General features: G+C 40.4%; 7 protein-coding genes. 3 read left to right on the top strand and 4 right to left on the bottom strand.

All coding sequences use genetic code 11. From position 1 onward, the window contains the following. Positions 1 to 107: 107 nt before the first annotated feature. The gene (locus V7K25_RS29915) at positions 108 to 2,009 is read left to right on the top strand and encodes an adenylate/guanylate cyclase domain-containing protein (RefSeq protein ID WP_335163285.1); all 1,902 of its coding nucleotides are present in this window, start codon (positions 108 to 110) and stop codon (positions 2,007 to 2,009) included. 60 nt (positions 2,010 to 2,069) lie between these two features. On the opposite strand, the gene V7K25_RS29910 is transcribed toward V7K25_RS29915, so the two are convergent. Further along, complete coding sequence (locus V7K25_RS29910; RefSeq protein ID WP_335163283.1) at positions 2,070 to 3,245, bottom strand: homospermidine biosynthesis protein; 1,176 nt, start codon at positions 3,243 to 3,245, stop codon at positions 2,070 to 2,072. A gap of 242 nt (positions 3,246 to 3,487) precedes the next feature. On the opposite strand from V7K25_RS29910, the gene V7K25_RS29905 reads away from it, so the two are divergent. Together V7K25_RS29905 and V7K25_RS29900 are read left to right on the top strand one after the other, a co-directional pair. Then, the gene (locus tag V7K25_RS29905) at positions 3,488 to 4,372 is read left to right on the top strand and encodes a ParA family protein (RefSeq protein WP_335163349.1); all 885 of its coding nucleotides are present in this window, start codon (positions 3,488 to 3,490) and stop codon (positions 4,370 to 4,372) included. Positions 4,373 to 4,599: 227 nt separating this feature from the next. Next, positions 4,600 to 7,983 carry an amino acid permease gene (locus V7K25_RS29900; protein ID WP_335163281.1) on the top strand — a complete coding sequence of 1,128 codons (3,384 nt, stop codon included), beginning with the start codon at positions 4,600 to 4,602 and terminating at the stop codon, positions 7,981 to 7,983. Between the two features lie 316 nt (positions 7,984 to 8,299). Here V7K25_RS29900 and V7K25_RS29895 read toward each other — a convergent pair whose 3' ends face one another. The 3 genes from V7K25_RS29895 to V7K25_RS29885 form a co-directional block, all read right to left on the bottom strand. Beyond that, positions 8,300 to 9,451: a histidine decarboxylase gene (locus V7K25_RS29895; RefSeq protein ID WP_335163279.1), complete on the bottom strand. Its 1,152-nt coding sequence runs from the start codon at positions 9,449 to 9,451 to the stop codon at positions 8,300 to 8,302. Between the two features lie 431 nt (positions 9,452 to 9,882). Next, a complete protein-coding gene (ileS, locus tag V7K25_RS29890; protein WP_335163277.1) occupies positions 9,883 to 12,771 on the bottom strand; it encodes an isoleucine--tRNA ligase in 2,889 nt (962 codons plus the stop codon). 483 nt (positions 12,772 to 13,254) lie between these two features. After that, complete coding sequence (locus V7K25_RS29885; RefSeq protein ID WP_335163275.1) at positions 13,255 to 13,647, bottom strand: endonuclease domain-containing protein; 393 nt, start codon at positions 13,645 to 13,647, stop codon at positions 13,255 to 13,257. Between the last annotated feature and the right edge of the window lie 139 nt (positions 13,648 to 13,786).

The raw sequence follows: 13,786 nt of genomic DNA, 5'->3' as shown, positions 1-13,786 counted from the left end.
ACTAAGTTATTAATTTCGATGTGATGATTGCCTCATCGGCGAAAAATTTAACTTTGCTATTACTATATCTTGAAAAATTATCTTCTTTAATTTAATACAAAAACTACATGGATCAAGTAATTACTGCAATGGCAGATGCTTTGTTTATAACTAATAATATAGGAGAAATAAAAAAAGTAAATCGTGCTGCCCAACAATTATTTGGTTTTAGTGAAGAAGAATTAATTAATAAACCAATATCATTGATAATTGATGAAGAGCAAGTTTTAATAGAAGCCATTCATCAGCATTCTTTTTTTCAGAAAAATCTTCAGAATTTAGAGCTAGTTTGCCGAACCAAGACTAGAGAAAAGCGGTTGATTGCTTTTTCTTGTTCAGTAATTCCGAAAAAAATAAAAGGATTAGAAGAAATTGTCTACATTGGTCGGGATATCACTGCTCGGCAGCAACGGGAACAACGGACAAGTGCCCAGTATGCTATCACTCGTCTATTATCAGAATCCCAAACTGTAAAACAGGTAATTCCGAAAATTTTGCAGTTGATTTGTCAAAACTTAGGATGGGATTTAGGCGAACTTTGGGCACCAAGTCAATATATTGGCACTTCGGTACAAGGAGATAGCCTCAATGCAGTATTAAGGTGTGTCGAAATTTGGTCAAGTCGAGTAATTTCTGCGCGAGAGTTTAAAGCAATCACCTGGCAAACTACCTATACACCCGGTGTTGGCTTACCTGGCCGAATTTGGATCAGACGTTTGCCTCTGTGGATTCAAGATATTACAGAAGATGGAGACCAAAGGCGATCGCAACCTGCTGCTGAGGCTGGATTGCACACAGCTTTTGGCTTCCCCATCTTAGACGATAGTGAAATCTTAGGAGTGATGGTTTTCTTTAGCCGGGATGTCCAACCAAAGGATAAAGACTTATTGCAAATGATGGGTTCTATTGGTAGTCAAATCGCCCAATTTATCAAACGCAAACAAGCAGAAGATGCTCTTGTAGAAAGTGAAGAAAGATATCGAGATTTATTTGAAAATGCTAACGATCTGATTCAATGCGTCAATGCATCTGGTCATTTTTTGTATGTCAATCGTGCATGGCGAGAAGCTTTGGGGTATAGCGAAGCTGAAATTGCGAATATGAGTGTTTTCGATATTATACATTCAGAATTTAAACAAGACTGTTTGCAAAGATTTTATCGGGTGTTCTCAGGAGAAAAGCTCGGGCAAGTAGAAGCCGCATTCGTTACTAAAGACGGTCAAACAATCTTTCTAGAAGGTAATATTAACTGTAAATTTGTCGAAGGTCATCCAGTTGCAATTCGCGGCATTTTTCGCAATGTCACCCAGCGACTAGCAGCAGAAGTGCTGCACCATCAGCAGACAGAAACCGAACGTTTCTTGCTGAATATTTTGCCAGCAGCAATCTCCAAACCCTTGAAAGAAACAACTAACATTGTCGAAGGCGTTGCTGATGTCACAGTTTTATTTGCAGATATTGTCAGCTTTAGCGAAATTGCTGCTTCTATGAGTGCAATTCAACTGCTAAACTTACTCAACTCGATTTTCTCAACTTTCGATCGCCTCACCGAACAACATGGTTTAGAGAGAATTAAAACCATTGGCGATGCTTATATGGTAGTTAGTGGTTTACCCACACGCCGCCGGGATCATGCTCAAGCGATCGCTCAAATGGCACTCCAGATGCAAGCTGCGATCGCTCTATTTAATACTGAGAATAACCAAAACTTTAGCATCCGTATCGGCATCCATACTGGTTCCGTAGCTACGAGAGTAATTGAATTCAAACAAATTACGTATAATCTCTGGGGAGACACCGTAAACATCGCCCACTGCATAGAATACCAAGGTATTGCTGGTAAAATCCAAGTTACAGAAGATACTTATAAGTCTTTGTGTAATGAATTTGTATTTGAAAAGCGGGGCGAAATCGAAGTTCAAGGCAAAGAGAAAATGACCACCTATTTGTTGATTGGACACAAGGGATGAGGGGGATGAGGAAGAATTTACTTCCCTATTTCCCCCTCCTCCCTCATCTCCCCCCACTCCCTACGGAGTATTCGGAATCAACCGCCCACAAGGATAGGTCGCTGTTTGCTTTTGGGCACTTTCAGCCACTGCTGTTGGAATTTGATCCGATGATTGGGTTTTGGCTGCTAAATAGTCTTTTTGCAGTTTATCCAAAATAGCTTCTCGCCTGTCGTATATACGCTTCAGTGGACGAGGCTCGCACTTGTTCAAGACGTATGCTGTCACCAATGGTAGAGCGATCGTGCTGTCGGTATAACAAACAATTGTGTTAGGTAACTCTTCTGGGTCAATCTTACCCCAACTGACAGCTTCCGATGGGGTTGCTCCAGACAAACCGCCTGTATCTGGACGCGCATCGGTAAACTGCACAAAGTAATCGTGTCCTCGTTCTTCTAGCCCCAATACTTCGTGAAGTTGCGGTTGGGTTTGGAGCAAAAAGTTTTTGGGACTACCGCCACCAAGAATTACAGCCGCACTTTTACCTCCAGATTCACGAGCATTATATGCGATCGCAGCCGTTTCATTTACGTCAATTGATGGATCTAACACCAACTGCGAACCTTCCAAAGCCAAAGCTGCCACGTTCATCCCAATTGAGCTATCTCCTGGAGAAGACGTATATATAGGCACGCCATACTCATAAGCTGTAGCAAGCAAACAGGAATGCTGTACACCCAATTGCTTTTCTACTTCCCGAACATACTTACCCAGTAAATAGTGAAACTCAGCAGTTCCCATCCGCTTCTGAAACGCTTCCCCTTGCAGAATCTTGCGGATGAACGCATCAGTTTCCAGCAGTACATCGTAACCAAAGATAATGTCATAAATGCGAATAGTGCCTTCCTGGCGCAGTTTCACATCATCCAAAAACGGATTACCAGCAAAAAGTTCAAAACCCAAACCGTAGTGCATATCGTGGTAAAGATTTGCACCAGTGCTGATCATCCAGTCAATAAAGCCGTTGCGAATTAAGGGTGCAAGCGCTGAAACCCCGAATCCTGCTGGCGTCATCGCACCGGAAAGGCTAACTCCCACCGTCACACCTTCTGTTAGCACATCACGACTCAATAGTTGGCAGATTTCTCGCAACCGTGCTGAGTTGTAAGCGGTAAAGTATTGATCGATCAAATCCACCACATTGATATCATTTGATATAGGTGTAGGTGCGATTTTTTGACCCAGCTGTTTAGACATTTTGGCACTCCCGAACAGTAAACACGCCGAATCTAATAGTATCTAGCTTTCAACCAAAGTGACAGCAATTTTACTAGTACAGCACCGCGTAAATCCATCCACAATACGAACAAGAGGTCATTTCCCCCTGCCCTCTACTTCTTCATTGAGATTCTGAAAAGATTAAATTTAATGGAAGATTTAATAGATCGAGACAGGTGTACGCTACCTACATGGAAATGCGTCAACAGAGGACTCAACCAATGGGATATGTAATTGCTACTGCAAATATGAAAGGTGGCGTTGGTAAAACCACCCTCACTGTCAACTTAGCTACCTGTTTAGCTAAAAATCATGGTAAACGGGTGCTTGTCCTTGATTTAGACAGCCAAATTAGCGCCACACTCAGTTTGATGTCGCCTTTAGATTTTGCCAAACGTCGTAAACAAAGTAAGACATTTAGGTATCTGATCGACCAGGTTATCAATCCAGAACCAGACGCAAAATTGACAATTCAAGATATCATTCAATCCCAGGTTTGTAATCTTCCCGGACTAGATTTATTACCAGGAGATATCGACTTATATGATGAATTTGTTGTGTCAGAAATGCTGCATCAGCAAGCAACTGCTTTGGGTGAACAAGACTTTGAAACAATTTGGAATCGCTTTGAAAGAGTCTTGATCAATAATATTTTAAAATCTGTACGTCAAGAATATGATTTTATCCTCTTGGATTGTGCGCCTGGATATAATTTATTGACTCGTAGCGCTTTAGCTGCGAGTGATTTTTACATACTTCCTGCTAAACCAGAACCCTTATCTGTGGTGGGTATTCAACTGTTAGAAAGACGCATTGCCCAATTAAAAGACAGTCACGGAAATGAAACCAAAATAAATATAAAAATGCTGGGAATTGTATTCAGCATGTCTAGCGCTAACCTTCTCACTGGCAGATACTATAAACAAGTGATGCACCGCGTTGTTGAAGATTTCGGTGTAGAAAAAATTTGTAAGGTACAAATACCAGTTGATGTCAACGTTGCTAAGGCTGTTGATAGTTTTATGCCAGCTGTTTTAAATGCTCCCCAATCAGCTGGTTCAAAAGCGTTCTTTCAATTAACTCAGGAGTTGTTGCAAAAGCTATAGCTCTAGAACTGGTGATTTCAACGAAGAGGCAGGGGAAAGGGGGGATAAATCTTGAGTAAATGACCCCATAATAACCTTATCAAAGCCTACACTCTGCCTCCTGCCTTTCTTGATAAAAAGGGTAATAATTAAGTGATGTTTCCGATAAGTCCAGCGTTTATACTGAAGCTATCTACAGCAATATTCGGCTATTGAGTGAAAAGGCCAGTAAATCTCGCTAAGAAACAATGCTTACAAACAATTCTGTACAGGCAGAAAAAAATCAACGCTTGGTAATGCATTTACCACGAACTCTGAGTTATCTCGAAACCTGGGGCTTTGGCTTAACGGGTCATGTGGGGTGGATTGGTACTGCCCCCATTATTCATGCAGCGTTAGGACCTAAAGCTATCTTAGTTTGGTTCTTTGGCACGATCATTTCCTTTTTACTCAACTTGCAAGTACAAAGTCTAGGTAGACATTGGCCAGATGTCGCTGGGGGAACACCAAACTATACCACAAGGCTACTAAAGAACTTTCCTAGCTTAGGCCGTTACGTGGCATTAGGATACTTTTTTAGCTGGGCAGCAGCACCAGCACTATATGCAATTATTCTTACAGACCTAATCAAAGTCAATTTTGAAACATTAGATATTTCTTGTCCAGAAACTTTTTTAAAAGTTCTTTTTACAGTAATTCCTTTTATTTTGGCTTTCAGTGGCACTCGTGCTTTAGCACTTCTGCATTTATTTTTTGTATTCCCAGCCATTTTATTACTACTTTTGTTTTGTTTTCAAGGCGTAGTATGGTCAGCTTTCTCAACTACTAGTTTTAAACTTATCCTAACTAGCACAGAGAGCCTGAGCTTTGAAGAATGGGCAAAGTGGTTTTTTCTAGCTAGCTATTCAATTTATGCTTGTGAAACCACTTCTTCTTTTGTTGCTGATAGCCGCCACCCATATAAAACTTTGCAGTTCTTAACCGTAGCTGCTTGGCTCATTCCTGCGGTGTTTTTAGGTGCTTCTTGGGTATTAATGTGTTCGTCTCCAAACCCAGCAATAGATGGCGATGTGTTCTTAAATCTAGTGGCGGCTTCTAAGCCTTTTTGGGGTGAATCTGCCTCTTTTATAGTTACACTTCTCATTACTGTATCCTGCCTTTTAAGTGCTACTACGGCAGTTTCCAACTCTCCTCGGATATTATATCAACTTGCTTTAGACGAGCAGCTTTCTCCTCTATTTACATTAGTTTCCCCCCAAGGTGTCCTTGGGCCCGCTATCTTAGTTACCTTTCTACTCAGTCTGCTTTGTCTAAATTTGGGAAATGTACCTCAACTTGTCACAGTAGCAGGCACATGTTATCTCGTGTCGATTATGGGTCTACATCTGGGATTATGGCTGTGTCGGGGCAAACCGCAGGTGTTATGGCCTTGGTGGTCACTTAGTTTTTTCTGTATAGAAGCAGTAGTTTTAATAGTAGGAGGTTTAGCTTGGAATTGGAGAGATTTTTTAGTGGGTTTATTATTACCCATTATTCTGATGATAGGAGATGTTGCGCTACGTCGCTTAAATTTAGAACCATTACACCTAAAATGGTGGAGACAGCATTACAACGTTAGGTTTAATAGAAACAACCAGGATTTTGTTGTACTACAGGTGATTGTCCTAGTCTCATTAATTTGTATTACTGCCACAAGCAGTTGGCTTCTCCGCGATTTATTAGACAAAAATTATCATAACGTTCATAATTCTTTGCTAGCTATTCTGTTAGTGACGCTTTCTGTTGCAGGGGTTGCGATCGCTTGCTGGACAACCTTACCACAAATTGTTGCTATTGATAATGCACGCAAACAAGCAAAAAGCCTGTTTATTACTACTCTTGATACCGTCCCTGATACTATTTTAGTTTTAGATGAAAACGGTAAAATTTGCCAGACAAATGCTGCTGCTGAAGAATTATTTCAAACAACTATTCAGCAGCTACTTGGCAGAAAATTGAATCAACTCTTAATCAGCTATCGCGGCAAACCAGAGCAATGGTCTATTAGAAGTGAGCAAACCTTAAAAATCAACCAAGGTCTACTAATTGTTGAATCGACTATTTCACAGCCATTTAATTCCCAGCTACGAGAGTATGTTGTTATTATCCGTGACATCACTAAACGTAAGTTAGTAGAAAAAGAATTAGTTCAGTATCGTCATCAGCTTGAGCAGATGGTTCTAGAACGCACCGTTGAACTTATTAGAGTGAATCAACAACTTGAGCAAGACATTATCAAGCGTCAACAAGCACAAGAGCAATTACTGCACAATAGTCTTCATGATGGGCTAACTGGATTACCTAATCAACGATTATTTTTGGAGCGAGTGCAGGGGGCAATAGAACGTACTAAAGAGCAAAATAAATATTTATTTGCCGTACTATTCTTAGACTTAGACCGTTTTAAAGTTGTTAATGACAGTCTTGGACATCTACAGGGAAATCAACTTTTAATTGAAATTTCTTATCGGCTAAAATCAGTTTTACGAGTTGGAGACATAGTTGCCCGTTTTGGTGGAGATGAGTTCACAATCTTAATTGAGGAAATTGAGGATATCAGCACTGCTATACAGGTAGCCGAGCGCATTAAAAAAGTGCTAGCTTTACCATTTCAATTAAATGAGCATAGAGTGTTTACTAATGCTAGTATTGGCATCGCTTTAAGTAAAGTAGATTATGAGCAAGCAGCACAGATTCTCCGCGATGCCGATGTGGCAATGTACTGCGCTAAATCACTTGGTAAGGCACGCTATCAGGTCTTTGACCGAAAAATGCACGAGGGTGCATCTTTGCTCTTGGAGTTAGAAACTGCTCTGCGAAATGCACTGCTCAAACCAGAAGAATTTTGCCTTGATTACCAGCCAATTATTTCACTGACAACTGGCAAAATTATTGGATTTGAGGCTCTGATACGTTGGCATCATCCAGAACGAGGGCTTGTTTCCCCTCAAGATTTTATTCCCTTGGCAGAAGAAACTGGAATGATTGTTAGTCTCGGCCAATGGGTGCTTTATGAAGCCTGTCATCAAATGCACAAATGGCATAAACAATTTCCTAGCTCATTACCTTTGACAGTTAGCGTTAATTTTTCTGGGAAACAAATCACCCAACCTGATGTATTTAAACAAGTTAAATATATTTTAGAGCAGACTGGGCTGAACCCATGCAGTTTGAAATTGGAGATTACTGAAACCTTATTGATGGATAATTTTGAATTAGCTACCACCGTACTTTCCCAGTTAACAGCTCTGAATGTCGAGTTGCACATGGATGATTTTGGTACTGGCTATTCATCTTTGAATTATCTGCACCGCCTACCAATCAAAACCCTTAAAATTGACCGTTCTTTTGTCAGTAATATAGGTAGTCGAGGAGAAAATTTAGAAATTGTTCGAGCTATTGTGACATTAGCTCATAATTTAAATATGTCTGTAACAGCAGAAGGGATAGAAACTGTAGAGCAATTAGCACAACTGAAGGCTTTACAATGTGATTATGGACAAGGGTATTTTTTCTTCCCAGCTATGGAAAGTGCAGAAGTAGAAACATTACTTGCTGCTAACTTGTGTTATAAAAACTTTTTAAAGAAATAAAACAGGAGTCAGAATTCAGAATACTCTACCCATAAAAGGATAAAGTTTTAAGAGGAAAATTTTTAATGCTAGTTGCTTCTATCAGGGGCAAAGGTGCGTGGCGGAACGTTCGCGGTAGCCTCTCGTAGAGAAGTATGGTTTTAAACCAATATTTAGAAGCTAGTCGTACAGAATTAATACTGAATTCTGACGCCTCGGCGGAGCGTCTCCGGCTCCGCCCCTGGGTTCTGAATTCTTTTCATAAAATCTTGGAATTAAATTCTCTTTAGAAAAAATCTCGTAAAATTGGGCGATTAAGATTGCTTGATAATCTACATTAGTGTAGTACTGGCTGTAGCTGGAAATCCTCGGCGTTATCAAGTAACCCTTCTTCTTGCAAAAGTTCATTAATAAAAATATTGATTTTCTTCTGATTAATATTCTGCATGACTATAATGTGTGCCCAATCTTCAAAAACTGCTAACTGCCACTTTTTAATTAACCTTTGAGAAGGTTTTTGAAATACTACGGTATTAGAAAATTTATTTAACATGCATGGATATTCTCTTATTTGAAGTTGTTGGAAAAGATATTGAGCATTATCAATACAAGTATTTGCTTCTCTAGCTAATCCATCATGACCTCTTGTTTGCACTGCATACCAGAGAATTAGGGGAGTATGACCGTTTCTAGATCCTAGAATAGTTGTATCTGATGAACCAATATATTCAATTTCTGTTTCAACTTTTTCTACCCATTTCTTTTTAGTTAAAACTACACCACAAGGTAACGGAGAACCAATGAATTTAGCAGAAATAGCTATACTATCTATGGGTTTTTGAAAGTTAATTTGGGGAGCGCCATCTAAAAATGGTAATATTAATCCTGAAAGTGCAGCATCACAATGAATATAGTAATCTTTAATTTGATTGCGCTCTAAAATTTTTAGAACTTTGTCTAAGTTATCAATTCCACCTTTGACAGTAGTCCCAATATTTAAATTTATGATGGCTGGATAACTACGATTTTCACTAAGTAGTTGTTCAAAATGGCGATAATCCATTTCTCCATTAATTTGCGAATTAATAACATTATGTTGAATGCGGAATAATTTAGCTGCTTTAGGAATTGAGTAATGAGAGTCTTGTGATGAGTAAAGAATCCCATTCGGGTAGATTTCCCTTGCTAAGAACATTCCATATAAATTACCTTCAGTTCCGCCAGCAGTAACATAACCCCAAAACTCATCTTCTGGAATCTTATAGAGGTGAGCAAAAAAAGATAAGACTTCTTGCTCAAACTTACGAGAATGAAGACCAAAATCTGGCTCAATATATGGATCTCCAGCATTATTTAATAGATGATTGAAAAATTTTGCGATCGCACTATAATCACAACTTAAATTATATGGATAGCCTGCATGAAACTGCGATCGCTGTTCTATTTGCACCAAAAAATCTGCCAAGTCTTTAGCAACTTTATTTGACATATCTTTGTATCTCTTAAATTTTGATTGGCTTAATACATGTTTTAATCTAGGTTATACGTATTAATCCATACCTTCATGTTTTCTTAACAATCTCTTTATAGGGCTATTTAATTAGAAAATCTCCATAATAATACTTAGACTAATCCAGTAATAATACTTAAATTTTTTGCTAAAAAGCCTATTACACTTAGAACCTACGTACTGAAGAAAATAACCATAATGTGTATTACGCAAAATATCTATTTCAGGCGGTGACTGGAACCTGATTTAACGTTAATTCTACGGATGATGTAGTGTCTATCTAATTAGCTGAATTGAAAAGACCACTAAGAGGTTTTACTAGCCAAAAAATTCCCTCTCTGAGTCAGAGAGGGAAAAACTTGAACTTTAGTTGGAGTTAGGGAGAGGTTTGTTGAACTAACGTATATTTACTAGAACTTTCCGGCTAAGGCTGCAACGCATCGTTCGCAAATTAAGGGATGTTCTGCTGATTCTCCCACGTAAGTAGAGTAGTTCCAACAACGATCGCACTTTTGACCGTCTGCTTTCACCACACCAATTCCCCAGTTATCCTCACCTTGAACACTTAAGGTTTTCAATCCTTGCAATGCGTCAGCAGTATCTAATAATTCCACTTGGGAGGTAAGGAATAAATAGCGCATTTCATCAACACCATCACCATTAACAGGGTTTAAAGCTTTAATAGCAATGCGTAATTTTTCATCATTGACATAAATTAACGCTTTTGCTTCTAGAGAAGAACCAATAATTTTTTCTACCCTAGCTTGCTCTAAAACCTTATTAACATCGGTGCGAAGTTGTCGCAATGTTTTCCAAAATTCTGCTAACTCTGGATTACGCCATTTTTCCTCTACCTGCACCCAACCAGCTTCAAATACCGATTTGTAAGGTGTTTTGTAGGGGAGATATTGCCAGATATCTTCGGCGGTGTGGGATAGTACTGGTGCGATCGCTCGTGCTAAATTATCTAAAGCTATCTTCAGCACCGTTTGACAACTGCGACGGCGGAAAGCATCTTTTGCACTGATGTACAGCCTATCTTTGGCAACATCTAAATAAAAGTTGGATAAATCTACCACGCAGAAATTCTGCACTGTTTGGAAAAAGCGGAAAAATTGGAAACTCTCAAAGGCAACGGTTACTTCCTCAAATACCTCGGTGATACGGTGCAGCATATAACGGTCAAGTTCTGGCAATTCCTCGAAGGGGACTGTATCTTTTTCCGGGTCAAAATCATCCAAGCTACCCAACAAAAACCGCGCCGTATTGCGGATTTTGCCTCTGACATCGTTCATCTGCTTGATGATGTTTTTGCCAATGCGGACATCGCCAGAGTAGTCTACCGATGATACCCACAATCGCAATACATCTGCACCGTAGGGCGGTTCTACTTTTTGATTTTTTCCGCCTTCAATGATTGTATTTGGGTCAACCACGTTTCCTTCTGACTTACTCATCTTTCGCCCTTGTTCGTCCAAAGCGAAGCCGTGAGTTAGTACAGTTTTGTAAGGTGCAATGTCATTTACCGCTACACTGGTGAGCAAACTTGACTGGAACCAGCCACGATGTTGGTCGGAACCTTCCAAATATATATCAGCAGGGTAGCGTAACTCTGGACGCTGTTGGACGACAGCCGCCCAAGATGAGCCAGAATCAAACCATACATCCATTGTGTCTGTACCTCTGCGGTAAGATTTACCATTTTGACGATAAGATTCGGGTAATAACTCCTCCACTGAAAGTTCCCACCAAGCATCAGAACCTTTTTCAGCGATAATTCCTTGAACGTGGTTGATAATTTCCTCATTCAGCAGTACTTCCCCCGTGGCTTCATCATAGAAAACGGGAATAGGTACACCCCAACTCCGTTGACGAGAGATACACCAATCGGAACGTTCCGCTACCATTGGCGTGATGCGATTTTCACCTTGGGCTGGAATCCATTTTACAGTTGCGATCGCCTTTAATGCTTCTTCTCTAAATCCTTCTACGGAAGCAAACCATTGTTCAGTGGCGCGGAAAATCGTTGGTTTCTTCGTCCGCCAATCATAAGGATACTTGTGGGGATATGGTTCTTCTTTCAACAAGGAACCAGCCCCCGCCAGTGCATCAATCACCGCTTGGTTCCCATCACCCAGCACATTCAACCCAGCAAATTGTCCCGCTTCTTCGGTAAAATTGCCATTGTCATCCACTGGTGCAAGGATGGGTAAACCGTAGCGCTGGCCAACAATGTAGTCTTCTTGACCATGACCAGGTGCAGTATGTACCAATCCAGTACCCGACTCAGTAGTAATGTAATCACCGCCCACAACAATCGGACTTTCTCGGTCAAATAGAGGATGACGGTAAGTAGTATGTTCTAAATCGTTCCCCTTAAACGTGGCTTTTACAGTTAACTCAACTCCCAAGGTTGAAGATAAACGTTCCACTAAATCAGCAGCAACGATGAGATATTTAAAATTACTCTGCGCCTCCGTTTCTGGGCGGGAAACTTCCACCACTGCATAATTCAAATCTGCATTCACCGCCACAGCCAAATTCCCTGGAATTGTCCAAGGTGTAGTTGTCCAAATAGCCACACCCAAATCGGACTGATATTCTGCCAACAATGGTTTTACAGCTGACGCCAAACTTGTAACTGCAAAAGCTGCATAGATACTGCGGGAAACGTGACCTTCAGGATATTCCAACTCAGCTTCAGCCAAAGCGGTTTTAGAACTGGGACTCCAGTGAACCGGCTTCAAACCTCGATAGATGTAGCCTTTCAAGAACATCTGACCAAACACGCCAATTTGAGCCGCTTCATAAGCTGGCTTCAAAGTTAGATAAGGGTGGTTCCAATCACCCCAAATACCGTAGCGTTGAAAATTTTGGCGCTGGTCGTTTACCGTACTTAGAGCAAATTCTTCCGCTTTCTGCCGCAGTTGTAAAGATGTTAAGTTTTGCCGTTCTGCTGACTTCATATTCTGCAAAACTTTTAACTCAATTGGTAAACCGTGACAATCCCAACCAGGGACGTAGCGAACTTTACGCCCTTGTAGCAGTTGGTAGCGATTAATAATATCTTTGAGAATTTTATTTAAGGCATGACCAATATGGAGTGAGCCATTAGCGTAGGGAGGCCCATCGTGCAGTATAAATAATTCGCCAGGGTTATTTTCGGAAAGGCGATCGTAAATTTTATTTTCTTCCCAAAATTTTTGGATTTCAGGCTCACGCTTGATGGCGTTTGCCCGCATATCAAAATTAGTCTTGGGTAGGTTTACAGTATCTTTGTAACTTCCTGATTCGGTCACAGTCTCATGCCTAAAAATAGGTGTGCAGGTTTTATCAATTATAGAAGATGGCATCAAAACCAAATTTTGCTATTTGAACGCGAGTTTGATAAACCTCTCCCTACCTTGAATTTTCGTTAATAAAGTTGCAATAGGACTCTTCCACAAGGGCGACGCCGATAGCGTTCGCGCAGCGTCTCGTAGAGAAGCGGTAGCGAGTCAGACGCCTGCCGTCGCTAACGCTGCGCTATCGAGCGTCATAGCCCATCGTAGACATCGCCACTATAAAATTCAGATGCATTAAATATAAGCTTGACACGGCACTAGATTTATGAGTGAAGTGGATTATTGCAGCAAAGGAGTTGTGCTTTTACCGTTAGTTGACGCTAATTCCCTCCCGTTTATAAGCTACGGCGTACACACAAGTCGAATTACCCCCCTTAATCCCCCCTTAGAAAGGGGGGAAAAAAGAAATCTAATTCCCTCCCCTTTATAAGGGGAGGGTTAGGGTGGGGTAACTTCCCTCAACCTACAAATAACTTCCTTAATCTTCTCCACCACACCATCAATATTTTGATAAACTTCTTGATTCGTAAATCTCAAAAACCTCGTACCTTTTGATTCCAAAAATGCTTGGCGATCGCGGTCATATTCTAGAACTCCATCTTGATAGTGACTATCACCATCAATTTCTATGGCAAGTCTCAATTCCGAAGAATAAAAATCCACTACAAACCTGTCAATACTGTATTGTCTGCGAAATTTACAGCTTTCAATTTGTTGATTTCTAAGTTTTGCCCAAACTATTTTTTCACATGGGGGCATATTGTTTCTGAGAGTTTGCCGTTTTCGCTTTTCTGAGGTTTGGTTATACAGCTTTGTCATCAGCGTTTTCATATTCCTGGACTCTGCTTATTATTCCCAGGATTACCCCCCTTAATCTAGGGTGTTGACTTTGTGGGAAAACCACTCAGAAAAGTTCATGCAAATTTTGTGTCGTCATCTGATGTTGAAAATACAATTTTCCTTTTTGAGA

The organism is Nostoc sp., assembly GCF_036919495.1.
Taxonomy (GTDB): domain Bacteria; phylum Cyanobacteriota; class Cyanobacteriia; order Cyanobacteriales; family Nostocaceae; genus Nostoc.
Note: the sequence above shows the minus strand (reverse complement) of the source record. Positions and strands in the feature narration are given on the sequence as shown.